The 15,703-nt window shown below is 43.7% G+C and carries 26 protein-coding genes; all 26 read right to left on the reverse strand.

Annotation, left to right across the window (positions count from 1 at the left end; genetic code table 11):
• Positions 1–470 precede the first annotated feature (470 nt).
• The 26 genes from CHH60_RS17540 to CHH60_RS17665 all read right to left on the reverse strand — a co-directional run bounded on the left by CHH60_RS17540 (position 471) and on the right by CHH60_RS17665 (position 15,682).
• Positions 471–803, reverse strand: coding sequence for an HIT domain-containing protein (locus CHH60_RS17540; protein ID WP_095360366.1), 333 nt, complete (start codon positions 801–803; stop codon positions 471–473).
• Between the two features lie 17 nt (positions 804–820).
• Positions 821–1,276, reverse strand: coding sequence for an NUDIX hydrolase (locus tag CHH60_RS17545; RefSeq protein WP_095360367.1), 456 nt, complete (start codon positions 1,274–1,276; stop codon positions 821–823).
• A gap of 49 nt (positions 1,277–1,325) precedes the next feature.
• Positions 1,326–1,916: an HD domain-containing protein gene (locus CHH60_RS17550; protein ID WP_176476104.1), complete on the reverse strand. Its 591-nt coding sequence runs from the start codon at positions 1,914–1,916 to the stop codon at positions 1,326–1,328.
• A gap of 31 nt (positions 1,917–1,947) precedes the next feature.
• On the reverse strand, positions 1,948–2,802 hold the full coding sequence (locus tag CHH60_RS17555; protein ID WP_095360369.1) for a GNAT family N-acetyltransferase: 855 nt from the start codon (positions 2,800–2,802) through the stop codon (positions 1,948–1,950).
• Positions 2,799–3,599, reverse strand: coding sequence for an inositol monophosphatase family protein (locus CHH60_RS17560; RefSeq protein WP_095360370.1), 801 nt, complete (start codon positions 3,597–3,599; stop codon positions 2,799–2,801). The genes CHH60_RS17555 and CHH60_RS17560 overlap by 4 nt, the downstream gene beginning before the upstream one ends.
• A 52-nt stretch (positions 3,600–3,651) precedes the next feature.
• Positions 3,652–4,674 (reverse strand): phosphotransferase enzyme family protein, encoded by a 1,023-nt coding sequence (locus CHH60_RS17565; protein ID WP_176476105.1) that lies wholly within the window; start codon positions 4,672–4,674, stop codon positions 3,652–3,654.
• Complete coding sequence (locus CHH60_RS17570; protein WP_255247978.1) at positions 4,658–5,002, reverse strand: GNAT family N-acetyltransferase; 345 nt, start codon at positions 5,000–5,002, stop codon at positions 4,658–4,660. The genes CHH60_RS17565 and CHH60_RS17570 overlap by 17 nt, the downstream gene beginning before the upstream one ends.
• A gap of 128 nt (positions 5,003–5,130) precedes the next feature.
• A complete protein-coding gene (locus CHH60_RS17575) occupies positions 5,131–5,562 on the reverse strand; it encodes a cytidine deaminase (protein ID WP_095360372.1) in 432 nt (143 codons plus the stop codon).
• Positions 5,563–5,641: 79 nt separating this feature from the next.
• Positions 5,642–6,403, reverse strand: a complete 762-nt coding sequence (locus tag CHH60_RS17580; RefSeq protein ID WP_095360373.1) for an aminoglycoside adenylyltransferase domain-containing protein — start codon at positions 6,401–6,403, stop codon at positions 5,642–5,644.
• 26 nt (positions 6,404–6,429) lie between these two features.
• Entirely contained in the window at positions 6,430–7,323 is an 894-nt protein-coding gene (locus CHH60_RS17585) for a PhzF family phenazine biosynthesis isomerase (protein WP_095360374.1), read from the reverse strand.
• A 2-nt stretch (positions 7,324–7,325) separates the two neighbouring features.
• Complete coding sequence (locus tag CHH60_RS17590; protein ID WP_255247979.1) at positions 7,326–7,982, reverse strand: Type 1 glutamine amidotransferase-like domain-containing protein; 657 nt, start codon at positions 7,980–7,982, stop codon at positions 7,326–7,328.
• Positions 7,983–8,106: 124 nt separating this feature from the next.
• The gene (locus tag CHH60_RS17595; protein ID WP_095360375.1) at positions 8,107–8,481 is read right to left on the reverse strand and encodes a hypothetical protein; all 375 of its coding nucleotides are present in this window, start codon (positions 8,479–8,481) and stop codon (positions 8,107–8,109) included.
• A complete protein-coding gene (locus tag CHH60_RS17600; protein WP_095360376.1) occupies positions 8,478–8,990 on the reverse strand; it encodes a nucleoside deaminase in 513 nt (170 codons plus the stop codon). The genes CHH60_RS17595 and CHH60_RS17600 overlap by 4 nt, the downstream gene beginning before the upstream one ends.
• 45 nt (positions 8,991–9,035) lie before the next feature.
• Positions 9,036–9,602, reverse strand: a complete 567-nt coding sequence (locus CHH60_RS17605) for a histidine phosphatase family protein (RefSeq protein ID WP_095360377.1) — start codon at positions 9,600–9,602, stop codon at positions 9,036–9,038.
• Positions 9,603–9,610: 8 nt separating this feature from the next.
• Complete coding sequence (locus tag CHH60_RS17610) at positions 9,611–10,102, reverse strand: NUDIX hydrolase (RefSeq protein ID WP_095360378.1); 492 nt, start codon at positions 10,100–10,102, stop codon at positions 9,611–9,613.
• Positions 10,099–10,284 (reverse strand): hypothetical protein, encoded by a 186-nt coding sequence (locus CHH60_RS17615; RefSeq protein ID WP_095360379.1) that lies wholly within the window; start codon positions 10,282–10,284, stop codon positions 10,099–10,101. Before CHH60_RS17615 ends, CHH60_RS17610 begins: the two co-directional genes overlap by 4 nt.
• Positions 10,281–11,183, reverse strand: a complete 903-nt coding sequence (locus tag CHH60_RS17620) for a hypothetical protein (protein ID WP_255247980.1) — start codon at positions 11,181–11,183, stop codon at positions 10,281–10,283. Before CHH60_RS17620 ends, CHH60_RS17615 begins: the two co-directional genes overlap by 4 nt.
• A 2-nt stretch (positions 11,184–11,185) precedes the next feature.
• On the reverse strand, positions 11,186–11,851 hold the full coding sequence (locus CHH60_RS17625; RefSeq protein ID WP_095360381.1) for an HAD family hydrolase: 666 nt from the start codon (positions 11,849–11,851) through the stop codon (positions 11,186–11,188).
• 177 nt (positions 11,852–12,028) lie between these two features.
• On the reverse strand, positions 12,029–12,532 hold the full coding sequence (locus tag CHH60_RS17630) for a GNAT family N-acetyltransferase (RefSeq protein WP_095360382.1): 504 nt from the start codon (positions 12,530–12,532) through the stop codon (positions 12,029–12,031).
• A 59-nt stretch (positions 12,533–12,591) separates the two neighbouring features.
• Positions 12,592–12,807 (reverse strand): immunity protein Imm33 domain-containing protein, encoded by a 216-nt coding sequence (locus tag CHH60_RS17635; protein ID WP_255247994.1) that lies wholly within the window; start codon positions 12,805–12,807, stop codon positions 12,592–12,594.
• Positions 12,797–13,195: a hypothetical protein gene (locus tag CHH60_RS17640; protein WP_095360383.1), complete on the reverse strand. Its 399-nt coding sequence runs from the start codon at positions 13,193–13,195 to the stop codon at positions 12,797–12,799. The genes CHH60_RS17635 and CHH60_RS17640 overlap by 11 nt, the downstream gene beginning before the upstream one ends.
• Positions 13,196–13,210: 15 nt before the next feature.
• Positions 13,211–13,621 carry a hypothetical protein gene (locus CHH60_RS17645; RefSeq protein WP_095360384.1) on the reverse strand — a complete coding sequence of 137 codons (411 nt, stop codon included), beginning with the start codon at positions 13,619–13,621 and terminating at the stop codon, positions 13,211–13,213.
• Positions 13,618–14,064: a LytTR family DNA-binding domain-containing protein gene (locus CHH60_RS17650; protein ID WP_176476106.1), complete on the reverse strand. Its 447-nt coding sequence runs from the start codon at positions 14,062–14,064 to the stop codon at positions 13,618–13,620. Before CHH60_RS17650 ends, CHH60_RS17645 begins: the two co-directional genes overlap by 4 nt.
• A gap of 215 nt (positions 14,065–14,279) precedes the next feature.
• Positions 14,280–14,624 carry a hypothetical protein gene (locus CHH60_RS17655; protein ID WP_095360386.1) on the reverse strand — a complete coding sequence of 115 codons (345 nt, stop codon included), beginning with the start codon at positions 14,622–14,624 and terminating at the stop codon, positions 14,280–14,282.
• A 12-nt stretch (positions 14,625–14,636) separates the two neighbouring features.
• Positions 14,637–15,146: a hypothetical protein gene (locus tag CHH60_RS17660; protein ID WP_095360387.1), complete on the reverse strand. Its 510-nt coding sequence runs from the start codon at positions 15,144–15,146 to the stop codon at positions 14,637–14,639.
• A gap of 53 nt (positions 15,147–15,199) precedes the next feature.
• Positions 15,200–15,682 carry a GNAT family N-acetyltransferase gene (locus tag CHH60_RS17665; RefSeq protein WP_095360388.1) on the reverse strand — a complete coding sequence of 161 codons (483 nt, stop codon included), beginning with the start codon at positions 15,680–15,682 and terminating at the stop codon, positions 15,200–15,202.
• Positions 15,683–15,703 lie beyond the last annotated feature (21 nt).

A 15,703-nucleotide genomic window follows, 5' to 3' on the forward strand; every position in this document is an offset into this window, starting at 1 on the left:
ATCCAGTTTTCATACAGCCAATTGGCATGTACCAAAAACCTTCACGTCCATCCTGCAAGCAGGATGATTACTCACTCGTTGTTCAGTTTTCAAAGATCAAACTTCCTTACCGACTGTTTCAAGGCCGGAATTAGAATATATCACATTTCATTGTGACTTGTAAAGTTTTTTTTTCAAAATACTTTTTTGAATTTCCTGCGCCTCTTGCGGCCGGAAAAATAATATATCATGTTTAAGGATTGTTTGTAAAGTGTTTTTTTGAATCTTTTCGAATATCTACATCTGGAGATCGAATATAGTTCGTTGTCTACTACTCAATTTATCTTTGTAAGTCCCTTCCCACTCTGCTTTATGAAAAAACAACCGACTATTCAAGCCGGTCGTCAATATCAATTATTCTATTATAAGGCTCACTACAAACTACAATTCAAGAAAGTATAACCACACCCTACGCCCGTTGCTCACACGAGTTAAGTCACTCGTTCACCACTGATGACATGCCAATGTAGATGCTTTGAATCCTGATAACTACCGAGGTTGGTCACAATTTTGGAAGCACCCGTACGCTCCACCATATCGGCAGCGATCTTTTTAATGACCCGCATAATTCCAAGTATCAGCTCATCGTCATTCGTTTCTTCCTCTGAGATGAAGGATGGAATGTGGACCTTGGGAATAGCCACGATATGATGTTCATAAGAAGGCCGGGTATGGTGAAAGGCTAGCACGTTATCCGTCTCCATGACAATTTCCACTTCCGTCCTACCACTCAGAACTTCCTCACAATAAAAGTCTTGTGTCAAATGGAATGATCCCTTCTTTAGTTGGATTTGATATACCCTGCCTTTTTTAGTACATACTCTGTAAAGGGATTAATCTCCGGGACCGGTTGGGCCAGATCGAAGTATCGAAGTTCCAACCCTTCATCGTCCATAACCACTGGATTACCCTTGATTCCTGTAGCTTCATAAACAGCCGTCACATTGTATACTTCGTCTCCATGGGGATACTTATAATACATATCCTGACCCGAGAAAACGGTAATAAGCTTGTACGTCTCTGCCCTTAATCCCGCTTCCTCATACAATTCCCGTGCTGCCGCCTCTTCTAGCGACTCACCCGGTTCAAGCGAACCACCGAGCGTCCCCCAGTCGAGACTGTCTGTACGTCTTTGCAGCAACAGATGGCCCTCTTCGTTGAACACCAATACACAAGAACCTGCCATAATCAGCGGCCGAGAGCCAACGAGTTTTCGAAGTTCCATAATGTAGCCCATGAGTGTTCCCTCTTTTCCCTCAATGAATGTGCCCAGTCCATCCGTGTTGCTATGATTTGGTCAGGATTCCCTGTTCTATGGAGTTTTGAATTAACTGCTGCACGTACGTCCACAATGTATCCGAAGCGTCTGCCATTTCACGATTTCTATTGATGACTTGATCACTTGTAACGTTGTATTTTAGCCACGTATCTCCTTCATTCTGATAATTGTGAATCAGAGGCTGTAATCGATCGAGAGCCGAGGCAAACTGTGCCTCATTCGTTTCCTTTGCCTCAAACTCTAGCCAGAGATTATGCATTTCTTCAGCCTGTTCCTTGGGCAGCATGCCAAATAACCGATGAGCCGCCTTGATCTCACGATCGAATTTATCCGTGTACCCAGCTGTATCGTAAGCAAAGGTGTCTCCTGCATCGATTTCAACCAGATCATGAATAAGAAGCATATTAATGACTTTCAGGATGTCCACATCCTTGTTCGCGTGACTCTGTAAAACCAATGCCATCATGGCCAGATGCCATGAATGCTCCGCATCATTTTCACGTCTATCGCCATGGATAATTCTTGTTCTCCGTTCAATTGTTTTCAGTTTATCAATCTCAATTAGAAATTGAATCTGATCCTGTAGTGATTCACTCATCATATTTCCTCCTTTAAATGCGATCCCAACCCTATGTTAAAAGATCATACCAGTAAACTTTATAATTAAAATCCAGGGACAAGCCTATACTCTTTGCTAAGCGGATTGAACCTGTATTGCTTGGAGAACAATCCCAATATGGATGGACGCCTCTGCTTTTGCATTCCTCTGCGTACGCGCGCACTACCAATGCTCCATAATTCCTTCTCCTATAGACTTCGATCGTTTCAATATCAATTGCATGCATCTCATCAGCTACAAATGCCGAAAGGCAAACACTCGCTATGTCACCGTTATGCACTGTAATATAGCCAAAGCCATATTTCAAAAAGTCATCTAATGTAGTCCAAAAGTGAGATATTTTATCTTTCAAAAAAGATGATTGGTTAAGCGTCTTCTCTTCAAGCAATGCTTCCTCTATGCTGAGGACCCTAACGTTTTCATACTGAGAAGTATAAGGACTAGGACATGCTGGTTGACTTATAGTATTTATCCATCCTTTGACTGAACTAGGTATGAATACATGCTGAATATCACCGGCGATCCCCCTGCTCCCAGACATGTGATGAATGACTTCCTCCCATTCTCCATCTGACACACCAATTTCAACAGATTGCATATGTAAATTTAACAACACAGGTTCAATATTTTTCTTCATCCATCCATGCAGCTCGTTACGAAAGGGTATGCTCTTGGCATCACCGATCAGCTGAAATCCGCTCTGTCCTTGTATCCAAATGAGAGCTGCCGTAATATTTGTGGCATCATCTACGTAGATCCGGCCTGGATTCAACCCTGACACCACAGCTCGAACCTCAATATTACGACATGAGTCTGTCAGATGCTTCACCTTATCGAATTCAAGTTGATTAAGCTCACTAATCATACGCCCAATCCCTCCCGAACCACACTCAGAAAATAGTCGCGATGCTCCGGATGACAGGCAATGAGGTAAGGCTCTGAACTCATACCTTCGAATAAATTCCCATCAAAATCCATAACCATGGCTCCCGCTTCTTTTACCATCAGGATTCCTGAGTAAAGATCGTCACCCTCTGAATTGTAGAGCACAATACCATCGATATCTCCCTTGGCTAGCAAACACCACTGCAGGGTCGGAGCCCATAATCTCATCACTCTCTTAAAACGTATATCCAGATGTTGTCGCAGCCGGACGGCATTCTCTTCATGCTGCACTTGATGACCCTGTATCCAACCAATCGTTCCCTTTAGAAGATTATCTTTCTTGTTAACTGTCAGCGGATTCAAATTACAACTTGCCCCATTCCCCCGTGATGCCACAAATAAACGGTCTACCATCGGTTCATAAATAACCCCGAGAACAGGTTCTGAACGGTACATCAAAGTAATGGAAACGGAAAATACGGGAAATCCTATGGCGTAATTGTTAGTTCCATCTAACGGATCGATCATCCATAACCATTCGCTCTTTTGACCGTTATGTCCCCGTTCTTCACTATGAATCTCATGCGCGGGAAACGTATGGCTGATTGCATCACATATGATTCGCTCTGTTTCATGATCCACATCAGTTACAACATCGCCGAACTTGTCCTTTTCCACTGCACAGGTAATCTGGTCAAAATGAACTCTGGCGATCTGTCCCGCTTCACGAATGACCCTCTCTGCGATTTCTTGAGCTAAACGAATGGTCTGCTCCATAAAGGTTCCTCCGTTGGTTTAATTGATCAGTCTTTCTGGATTCCGGACAAAGTCACTTCGAATGATCTGTATTTGTCTCCATTACATACTTATGAAGCAATTGTTGAATCTGTACATCATGCTCTGCCAGCCAGCTTATATTTCTTTCAAACTGATCGATCATAAACGTAAAAGGAGATTCAATCGCTACTCCCGCATAATGCTGACCAATATAGAAATGCAACACAGCAACAAAATAGATTTGAGTTAGCAGCCGTAAATAACCAAATTCAAAAGAGGCGTGCTTGCGAACGTTTCCATATCCTTGAAGGAAGGCCTCAATCAAATCCAAGGAACCGCTAGACTCCTGAATAATATGATTCAGGCTAATCGTAAGTTCCATGAAAGCAGCATCCATCCCCATAAAATCAAAATCTAATACCCCTGTAATTTCACCCGATTCACCCAGTAGATTATAAATCAATACATCATGATGAACGAGCTGCTGCGGCAGCACTTCTAGATCAAGATGGGAATTGTCGATCTCAGTAATCATTGCTTGATAAAACGTGCATCGCTCTGCTGTTAATTCAAAAGGCAAATTTGCAAAAAAGGAATTCACCGAATCACGATTAGCTAGCGGGTGAATGTTATACATTTTATGAAAGGATATGCCCGTATACGCAGCCTTCTTCATCGGAAACTCACTCATTCGAAACGAAAATTCCCCGACCAACCTGCCGAACTTCTCGGCTTTGTCCATGTCAGACAACTGTGGAAGCTTCCCTTCCAAAAAAGTAGTCATTGCCGCAAGCGAACCATCTCTCATGACCACATAAGCCTTACCATTACAAGTATGAAGGAAGATCGGTACTTCGAATGAAGCCTTTGCTTTATGTAGAAATGCTGTTACTTGAGATTCAAGCTCCAACCCATCAATCGTTTTGATGTGGCGATTATAAATCCGTATAATAAACCTCTGTTTATTGATTTCAATAACTTTGGTTGTATTAGTCAAACCGAACGGAACGGCCTCCAAGGTGTAGTCCGCGTTTTTGAAGTAGTGGCTTATGATTTCATCAAAATTGCAGTTCATAGATTCTTGTCTCTTCATCATCCAGCAAATATCCTTTGCCAGTGTAGGTCCAATCATTTTTCTCATAATAACCTTGTAGATCCGTACACAAATAGAGTTTGTCGTATCCCTTCAACTTCACCTCATTTACAGCGTGCTTCTGTAATTGGCCGCCCAGGTTCTTGCCCCGGTATTCCGGAACGACATGAAGACATGCAAACCAGGGAAAGAGATCCTGTCGGCTGTTCAGGTCGCTTCTTAGCAGAGCATATCCTCCGATAATGCGATCTCCATCTAACATTACATAAAACCTTGGAACATCACTGTTCGTATCCACTGAACGCTCCATGCAATCCCGGTAAAAATGATAACTTGTTTCCGTACCCCACTGCTTCCAAAAGTATTAAACAGCTGCCTCATGTCTGGCTTTTGCCGGATATCCAAAATCTCAAACATCTTCGCACCTTCCTTCTTTCCTTATGACCTTGAATATTTCTGTGGCAGAAGCTGACCAATTGTTGTTTTGGTGTATCCTTCTTCTCCCTGCAAAATGACCTGCGTGCTCTGCCCATAATCACCGATCAATTCTCGGCAGATACCACATGGGGAAACCACGTCCAATTGTGAATCAGCATTTTCCGCGGGATTATCCGGATTGATTTCCGGATGCCGTACAGCAACAATAGTCGTAAATTCGTGTTCCCCTTCCGAAATGGCTTTGCCAATCGCAATGGCTTCCGCACACACCGAGACACGACCAATGTAGGCTTCCAAATGTACAGCGGTATATATCTTTCCAGATTGAGTACGCACTGCGGCTCCAATGTGATGTTTGCCTTCGCAGTATAGATGCTTGATGATGTTCTTGGCTTCCTGGATTAATTCCAAATCTTCTGTCGTGATTGTCATGATGTCTCTCCTTTAAAAAATCTATTGATACTTGAAATGTTCAAATCAGTAATTGCAATTCGTAGAATTATTGAATCGTTTATTTCTTATAGCTGTGGATCTCTCTCAACATATAATCTGCATATTCCAACAGCAACGACTCACTGAGGTTCAGGCTCTCCAGCTCTCCCTTATATTTTGCAAGGCATTGCGAGATAACGTTCTTGTACTTCGTAGGCAGCCCATCCAAAGCCCACTCTCCTGCTTCTCGCTTGGAATAGATCACTGAATCTCTCACATATAACAAAACACGCGACAGGTTCAATACATAGTAGACAGGGTTATCCACGATTTCTTCCGAAGCTGCACCGGCGTCTGACGTAATGGAGGCGAGCATATACTCACGTTTCACAGGATGGAAGAGTTCCTTAATAGGTGTGCCATGCAAAACAATTCCCCTGTCATAGATGACCGCCATGTGTGCGACAAGATCCGGATCATCGTACCCTCCGCAGAGATAGTGCTCATCTGTTCGATATCTTTCCCGGTGATATGCGGAGTAATGGAATTCAAACGGAGTTGGATATGCCAGGTTCGCGATTGTGGATTCCAGTACAATACTGAGCTTAAAGCCTTTCGTGATGCGCATCTCGTCTTCGATATCCATTAGCTCCCGTGCAATTCTTCGATATAGATCAGCAGATCGTTTATCCCGGCAGACCACCAAGATATCGATATCGCTCTGGTTCGGATGGAAGCACCCCATGGCCATGGAACCGTGCAAATAGATGCCAACGAGCGAATCCGATAATTCTTCTTTTAAAATACGAGTAACGTCTTGCAAAACAATTCGTTCATCCAAAGAAAAACACCCTTTCAGTTACGTTGTTACATATCCAATTCAATGTTCATTTCACGCACAAAAACAGCTGTCCCTTTAATTCTGACATCCATGCCGTCCCCTTCCCGGGTCACGCTCACTTCAACTTTTCCATCTCTTCCGATCTCATGCCCCTGCTCCACGACGAACTTGACCTGATCTGCTCCACGTTTCACATAGGTTAAGTAGTAGGCACCCATCACCCCGGAGGCCGTTCCAGTTACAGGATCTTCCGTAGTACCTGAGTAAGGGGAAGAAAAATGTCTGGCATGCATCATCGACTCGGAATCACGAGTTTCGAAGCTAAACGGATGCAAGGAAGCCTTGGGGTTTTCAAGCAAAATCTCAGGAAACTCAGCAGATTCCGATTTCATTTTAGAAAAAGAGTTCAGTTTACGAATGGGGATCAACAACGTCCAGGTTCCTGTGCTCCCATACACGATAGGCATGGATAGATCCAGATCATCCGAGGTTAGATTTATACTGTTTGCAAGCTTACCAATATCACCTCTGAACGGCACAAACTGCGGTTGATCCTGCTTCATCTCCATGTTGATTGTGTCGCCATCCTGCTCAAACCGTATTGGTAATAGGCCTACATTGGTCTCGATCGTGATTGACTTCTGGTCCCCTAGCAGTCCACGTTTCTTCAAACCATACAGCGATGCCATCGTCGCATGACCGCACAGATTAATTTCATGGCCCGGCGTAAAATAACGCAATCTCACATCGGCTGTCCTGGAGTTAAGCACAAACACCGTTTCATTAAAACCAACCTTATACGCAATCTGCTGCATGTCCATCTCACTTAGATCATCAGCATCAAAGACGACTCCTGCCGGATTACCTTTGCCCGGAACTGCTGAAAATGCATCATAATGGTAGACCTTAACTTCAGCCATGTTTAACCCCCCCTTCTCCTAGGATCAATAAGACGCACATCCCCATATAGCTCTATGACTTTTCCATCAATTACGATCCCGTCGCCGTCTTGGCAGGCATAGACTTTCGCACCGACTGTATCTGCATAACCTCTGAGCGAAACGAGACTGTCTTCCTCTCCGTCCCAATGGGGTGCAAAATCGAAATCAACGAGTCCAAGAGCACGTTTGTCCTGAAGACCCACATGATTCTCGTCTGCATCCTTGCCATATCCAGCTATTTCAATGGTTGGTGTGGTCAGAATACTGCCTGCGCTGACTCCGATCAGCATACCGCCTTCCTGCACATAGGAACGCAATAAGTCCTGTACGTTTCTTCTCTGTAATAAATGTAGAAAATAAAATGTATTTCCTCCGGATAAATGAATCGCATCAGCTGCCAAAATCTGCTCAAACATGCTAGGATCATATTCCAGGTCCAGATCATAATAATGAATGTTCTCTATACCCCGTTGATTATAGTAACGTACGGTATGCTCAAAATATTTCCGCTCCGGGTCGGAACAAGAAGGAATATAACCAATCGAAGGCTTGTCGTGACCAAGCAATTCCAATATCCTTTGATTCAATTCTTCATTTGGTTGAAAGGGTAGATCACTTAATAAAACCAACTTCGTCATGCTCTTCCTCCTTTGCATATAAAGTTGAGATCCCGTTCTGCAACTGATATTAGGCAAACCTTACTTCCTATCAATTCCACGTCAATTTATGCTCCTCATGACTACAGTTGCAATACCAACACAGCTATTGTAACTGACCGTTAACATACCTTCTATGGTAGAGAGAGGCATCCTGGGCCCACAGCAGCAATTCGATCCTACTAATAAAGAATTCATCCTGAACCTTAATAAAGGGGAACATTGTTCCGTTAAAGGAACCTGCTGCCGCAAAACTTCTTTGTTCAGCATGAATAATGCTCATCACCTGTTCTTCAGTCATACTTAGATACTCCGCTGTTTCCTGAATCGTCACTAACACCTTATCCTTAGCAACTTCCTCCTGTGCTACTTGAGTTGGCTCGTTTACGCTCTCTTGATTCGATAGGAAGAAGCAGCCAATTATAAATGAAATGCCTAAGATGACACTAGCAAGCAGAATCGAGACTGGAATGGATTTCATTGCTTAGCTGTCTCCCACTCTGTATTAAGTAATCCTCTACTAATATTCCATTCGGCGAGCATCGCCCTCTGTCTATTTTCCAGGTCAAGATATGGCGCGGCAACACAGGAAAGTGTGTCAAACATATGGATGAAATGGGGACCCTCCTTGAAACGCCGAAGACCCCCATACTCTTCATCGTCCGCTGCCCATACAATTCTTTTGATTCCCGACATTAATATGGTGCAAGAACACATGGGACAAGGTTCACAAGTCGTGTACAGTGTCAGGTTGTTTTTCGTGAATTTCTTCCGGTCTAAATCCAGCAAATGCTTCCCCGCTCGGCGAATGGCGTCCACCTCAGCATGTGCGGTAGGATCGCATTCGGAGAAAACTCGGTTCCTCCCTTTACTCAGGACATCCCCATCCTCATCCACGATTACTGCGCCGATCGGATATGTCCCTTCAATAAACGCCTGATCTGCCTCTTCCAGCGCCAAAACTAAATACTCATAATCGGATAACCTCATCTGGAATTCCTCCTTAAATTGGTTGTCTTATGAATTTGTTTACCGTTAAAAGTTCTTGATCGTGTACTTTCCCGCCTCACCAAGAAAATCTCTTCTTGATAGTCCTTTTTCTCCAAGCAAAATCCTGTAGTTGGTTATCGTGCCATCATGTGAAATGATATAGATGTTGCTATCCTGTTCCCTGCACCATTGGAGAAGCCCCTTAGCAAGTACTTCAAATTGATGTCCATCCATCCGGTTAACACCTTCATCCCAACACTCTAATCCAAAATCCAGTACGCTTAACCCGGGGAACTGAGTATCAAGCTCCTCCTTGGAATAGATCTGATCACAGATGAAGGGAGCGTACTCCGGATCCTGAGGAAACATTCTTGGACCAACAAACGGACATATCGTAAGATGTTCTGCTGTGGTTAGAAGAAGTGCTGTTTCAATGGTACGTCTCGTTGGACTCACCAAGATAACGTCATGAGGATCAAGCTTCAACTGTTTACACAGCGTTGTCACCTGACTCTCTCCCAGTTCGGTGAGACCAGGGTGAAGCTCATTTAACCGATTCGGGTAATCTATCAAATGTTCACCATGACCATGACGAATAAATGTAATGTCCATATATCCCTCTATTTCTGAATGAAATGTTGGATGCTCTTCACATCATGCAGAGTATGCAGTTCCTTTTTCAAAAATACCGGGTAGACCTCCATGTGCTCAAGCTCATCCAAGGAAAACCAACGGAACGTTAACTTTCCGTTATCCTCCAGCCCCTTAACTTCTATTTCACTATACAGCTTATGAGCTTCCGGTAAGGCGATGACGTAATAGAATCCAATCTCGTGGAACTTCTGGCCTTCGTAATCGAAAAAATCTTCACTAACAAACGCAAGCCTCTGCACTTCAACGTGGATACCCAATTCCTCCATCATTTCTCTCACGATAGTCGCTTCTGTCGCCTCATTCATTTCGACCCGTCCCCCGGGCAGGTTCCAGAAATCGTCCTGTTCCGTCTTATGCAGCAGAACTCGTCCCACATCCATCACAATGCCTGCCACCCGGAAGTTAAATTTACTGTTATTTCGCTCATAAGATATGTTATTGTTATTGGGATTTGTCATCTTGCTGACCACCCATCGGAGAATCCATCCACGAATCCGTTAATGAACGAAGGAATAATGAGGATAATCAATGCTATGAAACTGACGATCCCCCATCTGAGTACTGATTTGCGTTTGCCCCTCACACCTAAAATCATTAACAAGATGGTTATGGAGATTAGTGCTACCTCAGCAATTGTCATGAAACCAAACCTCCATTCAGAATGTTCTCCAGTTCGTTCGGACAAGCAGACAGGTCATACTCCGAATTATCCAGCCAATATTTGTCCATCTTCAGTATCTGAAAAATCTCGGTTTCGAGTTCCTTTCTTGCCTGAAGCACCTTCACGGTGCCTGGAACCCCATGATATCCTCTCGAAGCTCCCCACCCCTGGTTCGTGTAATAATGAATAAATCCTTCAGACCATTCCTTGGGTCTTTCCTTAACTGCTTTATCAAAGGTATGCGCAATATCCTTCTGATCAATATAGATTAATAGCGGATTCAGTGCTTGAACCATACGTTCCAGCTCCAGCACATAGTTAACATTATCTTCTCGGGATTGATTGCATTTCACAAGACCCATCGTTAATGGGTTCTGGATAAAACAACATTCAAAGATAATGACGGTATCCTCATTAGCCGCTAACACGCTTTCGGTGAAGCTTCGCCATTTAGAAGTGATCAGATCTTTATTTTGTTCAAAAGGCAATTCGTAAATATCGCGGCTGAAAATCTCCTGCACCGTATGGTCAGGAAATGCCTCTCCCAGTTCCTCTTTTATTTTGCGATAAGGAATCAGATAACCATTACGATAAGCTATGGCTCTGCTCTCTAATATATCTCTGCATGCTTGATGAGCATCCAATAAATCTCCAAACTCATCCACAGTGAAAAAGGCTACACCTTCATAATCAGCTGGGTGATTCAGATCCCCTTCCTGGAAGAGTTGTATCCGCAATCCGCGCTGAATGAGGATGTTTGATATCATCTGGGCAATCGTGGACTTTCCTGAACCGGGTAACCCTTCAACCAGAATTAATTGTCTCGCCATAATTACATCACCATAGACTTTCGGTATCGTGACCCTATTCTTGGTCATCCTCACAACAATTTCAGAACTTCTGTCAGATCTCTGCACATAAACTCCGGATGGATATGCCGGGGCTTGGTTTTGCCTTTGCGGTTTAACCAGACAGCCTGGATGCCAGCGTTTTGGGCTCCCTGTACATCACTTGTCAACGAATCGCCGATATGAATGACGTCATGCCGGGACAGATCATATCTGGCTAATGCTTCATTAAACATCTCTGGTCTTGGTTTGTAAGAACGGACATCTTCACTGGTAATTACACCTGCCGCCTCAATGCCATGCTTCTCCATTGCAGCTTTTACATCCTCTGTATCGATATTCGAGAGGATATACACGGGGATGTCTACTGATTGCAAAAAGGGAATGGAGTCCTCAAATATCCCGGGATCACGCCAGTGAGCCAATTGCTCCTGATTAAGCAGCTCCGCGATACCATCTGCTTGAAAATGAAGGAGTGTTGCTGTCAGGGACTGTACATTGAGTACTCGTTGGGTCTTAAACTGACTGCCGTGGCTGGCATAGAACATTTCGGTAAATGCCTTCCACCAATAATCACCTATTTCGGCTGTTGTACATTCAACACGCGCCGCAGCTTGTACTCGTTCGTAAATCACTGGAAGTATATCGTCGTCTTCATGTACAACCGTCCCATAGAAATCAAGAAAAATGGCCTCCATCTGTTTCCTCCCCAATGTGTCAAAGGTTCCAAACCGTCCGGATCAAACTTCCTATGTATGTTACAATTTCTCTTTGATACATCATAACCCATAATGTGGAATTTGCGAACGATTCAAATTTGCTATCTTTCATTCTTTCTATTGAATAAAAAAACACGCCGCTCTGCATGACTTGCCTCATGCAAAGGGCGTGGTATGGTGATAAAACTTGCTATCTACTTTCATCACCGGAAAAGCAGCCGGTAATTCCTCGCGTGTAATCGAAACGAATCCATTTTTCTCGTAAAATCGATGTGCTGCCACAAACTGATGTGTCGTTCCAAGGTAAATATCATGCACAGCCTTCTCCTTGGCCCACTGAAATGCCTGATACAGCAGACGACTCGAAACTTGAAGTTCCTTGCCTCTGTAATTTTTGGCTACAAACATCTTCCTGAGCGCAGCTTGCTCCTCTCCAATATCCAGCAGAGCGATCGTACCCACCACTTCTTCATCGGCAAGTGCGATCCAGAAGTTCCCGCTTCCTTTCTGATAAAAGGTTTCGATCTCAAGCAAATCCGGCTGATCCTCTCCGGTGATGGAAATCTGGTATTCCTGCTGCTGTATCTGCAAAATCAAATGGACCACCTTGGATTGATACTTGGCAGAGTACTCTTGTATCTCAATAGTAGGGTTATTCATGTTGTATTCTCCTTGGACGATGTCTTTGACTTCATTGATCTTCTGTGGTTATTCATGATCTAGTAACTGTTCGTCAAACCACACATCCTCAAGTCTTCTGCAATTAAAAATCGCCAACCTGGCGCGAGTCCCAGGTACTTCTTGATTTTGGGATCCCATTCATCCACGTGTGCTGTATGTAATGGTACGAAAAAGTCATCTGCATCCGAATATTCCCCCGCCCAGATGTACCATCCGGTTGTATCTCCGACAGGGACCTTCCCTCTATAACCCATAATATTGCTTGTACCGGGCGATCCATTCCTCTCTGGAAAAGTCCACAAAGTCATATGGCTCACACTGTCTGAGATATTGTAACTGCTCTTCTGCTAGCTGTCCTCCCAATTGCTCCAGATACGTTATCGTGTCCTCGAACCCGGCACCACACAGCAGTTGTACATCCACATAACTTCCCGTATCCTGATTCTTTCTTTTGGCCTGCCAGATGAGCTGAGTGTCCTCTACATGACCGATTGCAAACAACAAGACACATAAGATTCTGAGATAATCATTGTCCATCACATTTGGATTGTCGATTTCTAGTTGCAGCAGTGTACGAATGCGCTCCCTGTCCCGGGAGCCCGGCTCCAAGCCGAACTCCTGAAGAGCCTTTTCTTCATTCATATGCTTTCCCCTTGTCTACTTCAAGATCTTGTTTAATTCTTCCGCTTTTTTCCTGCTATCCATTCTAGCATAAAAATAAAAGGCAATGGTGTGCAGCACAATCGACAGAAGCCACATTCCAGGGAACCACGGAGCAATAAAGTGGAACATCTCCTCTGAGAACAACCATACACCCGCCGTTCCTCCGAGGATGTTAATGGTGGACGAGATCACAATATTCCAGATCGGTTTCAACGTAAAGTAGTTCCACAGCGCATCGTACATGACTCCAAATACCACGGCAGCGATGAACGCAATTCCGGCGAGGTTCCATAGATACCCCATCTGGATCGTCTGATCTTTGAAGAACAAGGTTATCAGCAGCGTGACCCATAGCGAAGTTAATGTAAATACCTGAAAAAACGAGTTTTTGAGATTTGCGATCATAATAATTTCCCCCTGAAATTTTTGATATAGTACCGACTGACGTAGTAGCTGGATCCATCCTTAAGCTCAACCTGGATTCTGGCATGATCTGTGGCGGCGAACGTCTGGATGTGTTTAACATTGATCATCGTTGAGTTGTTAATCTTCAGAAATTGGGACGAATACATGTCTTCTTCCACATATTTAAGACGTTTGCCAAGCAGATAGCTTTCACCCGAAATCACACGTACATTACACATTCGGTCCTCGGACTCAATGGCAAGAATTGAGCTTGGCTGGATCTGGACATTGCGGTTATTCTTCGGATTGATGACGACCATCTGTTTTTCCAAGTGGCTAATCGCATTATCAATCTCCTCCCAACGCTGTTGTTCGGCAGGGTTGGTCACTACCTTGGCTAGCCTTCGTTCCATGGATGCATCTGTTTCAAATGTCACTTTCACGTGTTGCCCTCCTCTCATCACTCATATTACAGGCAAAACAAAAACCGGCATACCAAATTGCGTTTTGTTGCAAGAAGTTGCAGGTTTGTTGCACAATAGCTGACTAATGTATGTAAATTGAATAAATAGCTCTTCTCATTTGCCACTAAACAACGTTGTTATATGAATTAATATCGATTGTATATGTACCCTAAAGAATGCTGTATGGGGAATGCTCAGTATTCCCCATTGTATTCCACATAACTTGTTGGCTTGAATCGAGACACGTGATACGGCATATATACACTTTGGGAATGTGGTGATAAGCGTTCAACATAATCAATTGCAGCTTCTATCATCTCATCCGATGCAAAAACCGACTCATTCAGAAATCCACTTAATAACGCCGCATCTCCTTTATACTTCAGCATAAGGTAGCCATAACCCGGATCTGCGATTACCATATTAACTATTTCCTCTTCGGCAGGTTCTCTTGATCCATCATAAAACCTAACGATCATGTCCAGATCTCTATGAAACACATCCACATTGCACGAAAATTTCAGATATTCGAATTTCAATTCCCAGTCTCCTTACCCCTCATCCTCGATTTCAAAATACATCTCCTGATGTTGCAGAATCTCCATATTTATACTCGCGATCACTTCCTCAGCTTGAGCGCGATATTGAATAAACAGATCCTCAATTAATTGATACAGGTTGGGGTCTTGCTCCAGATCTGTTGGCGTAACCTCACGCCAGTGATCTCCGATTCTATTTTTATCTATGATTACATGCTCGATGTTGTCCAGCAGAGCTACCATCTCAGTCTGATTAAAAAAACGTATTCCATTTCGGATGCCGCTCCAGCTCTTCATCTCCATGATATTGTAAGCCGAGAACCAGTAAAACTCCGCCAGACTTTTCGTATGGTTATGGTAGGAGTAAAACAGGAATAGTGCTTGTTGGCCTTCATTTAACTGACGGTATAACTCTGTTTTGGCTGCAACATCTTTACCTCGAACTGAAATGAGCATCGGCTGGACACAGAACCAGCTAAGCTGCGATGAACCCAAGTCTGCGTGTTTGATTTTGGCTCGCATACCATTCTCCTCTCTTTTCCTCCATGGATTCAAATACTTTCTCATTGCTCTGGTTAATCCATTCTTTTATGAAAAACGAACTGGAGACCATGTGCTCCAATCCTGCGAATGCCCGTGTCACGAAAACCTACCTTCAAATACAGACTCTGTGCTGCAACATTCTGTTCATTTACAGCGAGGATGACTTCCTTCGTCCCTGGCTCAATCTGCTGAAGCAATGGACCAATTGCCTGCATGGCAGCCCGGGCATACCCTCTCCCCTGATGTTCCAACGTAATGGATAATGCTCTTATTAAGATTGCATTCGAATATTTCTTTCCTTCGGCGTATTCTGATTTTTTATGTAAAATAAAGAAGCCTACCGGTGTCTCCTCTTTTAAAATCACAATGGGAACCTTATCCGGGTTGGAGATGGCCTCCTCGATCACTTCTGCAGGTAATACAGTAAACGAGAACTGCTCTCCGGTCAGTGAAAAATTGGCCAATGCTGCATCATATCTCTCGTGATATTCGGTAAGGCGAATTAATTGGTGCATATGCAGTCACCTCAATTTTTA

Origin of the sequence: Paenibacillus sp. 7523-1 (genome assembly GCF_002276415.1) — a bacterium.
Lineage (GTDB): Bacteria > Bacillota > Bacilli > Paenibacillales > Paenibacillaceae > Paenibacillus > Paenibacillus illinoisensis_A.

Excerpts from the sequence above, each read along its gene's own strand:
- CHH60_RS17640 (WP_095360383.1), bottom strand. The coding sequence starts at position 13,195 with ATGAATGAAGAAAAGGCTCTTCAGGAGTTCGGCTTGGAGCCGGGCTCC.
- CHH60_RS17635 (WP_255247994.1), bottom strand. The coding sequence starts at position 12,807 with ATGGGTTATAGAGGGAAGGTCCCTGTCGGAGATACAACCGGATGGTAC.
- CHH60_RS17600 (WP_095360376.1), bottom strand. The coding sequence starts at position 8,990 with ATGAGGTTATCCGATTATGAGTATTTAGTTTTGGCGCTGGAAGAGGCA.
- CHH60_RS17560 (WP_095360370.1), bottom strand. The coding sequence starts at position 3,599 with ATGGAGCAGACCATTCGTTTAGCTCAAGAAATCGCAGAGAGGGTCATT.
- CHH60_RS17620 (WP_255247980.1), bottom strand. The coding sequence starts at position 11,183 with ATGACCAAGAATAGGGTCACGATACCGAAAGTCTATGGTGATGTAATT.
- CHH60_RS17610 (WP_095360378.1), bottom strand. The coding sequence starts at position 10,102 with ATGACAAATCCCAATAACAATAACATATCTTATGAGCGAAATAACAGT.
- CHH60_RS17550 (WP_176476104.1), bottom strand. The coding sequence starts at position 1,916 with ATGAGTGAATCACTACAGGATCAGATTCAATTTCTAATTGAGATTGAT.
- CHH60_RS17660 (WP_095360387.1), bottom strand. The coding sequence starts at position 15,146 with ATGCGAGCCAAAATCAAACACGCAGACTTGGGTTCATCGCAGCTTAGC.
- CHH60_RS17590 (WP_255247979.1), bottom strand. The coding sequence starts at position 7,982 with ATGACGAAGTTGGTTTTATTAAGTGATCTACCCTTTCAACCAAATGAA.
- CHH60_RS17665 (WP_095360388.1), bottom strand. The coding sequence starts at position 15,682 with ATGCACCAATTAATTCGCCTTACCGAATATCACGAGAGATATGATGCA.
- CHH60_RS17545 (WP_095360367.1), bottom strand. The coding sequence starts at position 1,276 with ATGGGCTACATTATGGAACTTCGAAAACTCGTTGGCTCTCGGCCGCTG.
- CHH60_RS17595 (WP_095360375.1), bottom strand. The coding sequence starts at position 8,481 with ATGAAATCCATTCCAGTCTCGATTCTGCTTGCTAGTGTCATCTTAGGC.
- CHH60_RS17625 (WP_095360381.1), bottom strand. The coding sequence starts at position 11,851 with ATGGAGGCCATTTTTCTTGATTTCTATGGGACGGTTGTACATGAAGAC.
- CHH60_RS17575 (WP_095360372.1), bottom strand. The coding sequence starts at position 5,562 with ATGACAATCACGACAGAAGATTTGGAATTAATCCAGGAAGCCAAGAAC.
- CHH60_RS17585 (WP_095360374.1), bottom strand. The coding sequence starts at position 7,323 with ATGGCTGAAGTTAAGGTCTACCATTATGATGCATTTTCAGCAGTTCCG.
- CHH60_RS17630 (WP_095360382.1), bottom strand. The coding sequence starts at position 12,532 with ATGAATAACCCTACTATTGAGATACAAGAGTACTCTGCCAAGTATCAA.
- CHH60_RS17570 (WP_255247978.1), bottom strand. The coding sequence starts at position 5,002 with ATGGAGCGTTCAGTGGATACGAACAGTGATGTTCCAAGGTTTTATGTA.
- CHH60_RS17615 (WP_095360379.1), bottom strand. The coding sequence starts at position 10,284 with ATGACAATTGCTGAGGTAGCACTAATCTCCATAACCATCTTGTTAATG.
- CHH60_RS17555 (WP_095360369.1), bottom strand. The coding sequence starts at position 2,802 with ATGATTAGTGAGCTTAATCAACTTGAATTCGATAAGGTGAAGCATCTG.
- CHH60_RS17645 (WP_095360384.1), bottom strand. The coding sequence starts at position 13,621 with ATGATCGCAAATCTCAAAAACTCGTTTTTTCAGGTATTTACATTAACT.
- CHH60_RS17565 (WP_176476105.1), bottom strand. The coding sequence starts at position 4,674 with ATGAACTGCAATTTTGATGAAATCATAAGCCACTACTTCAAAAACGCG.
- CHH60_RS17605 (WP_095360377.1), bottom strand. The coding sequence starts at position 9,602 with ATGGACATTACATTTATTCGTCATGGTCATGGTGAACATTTGATAGAT.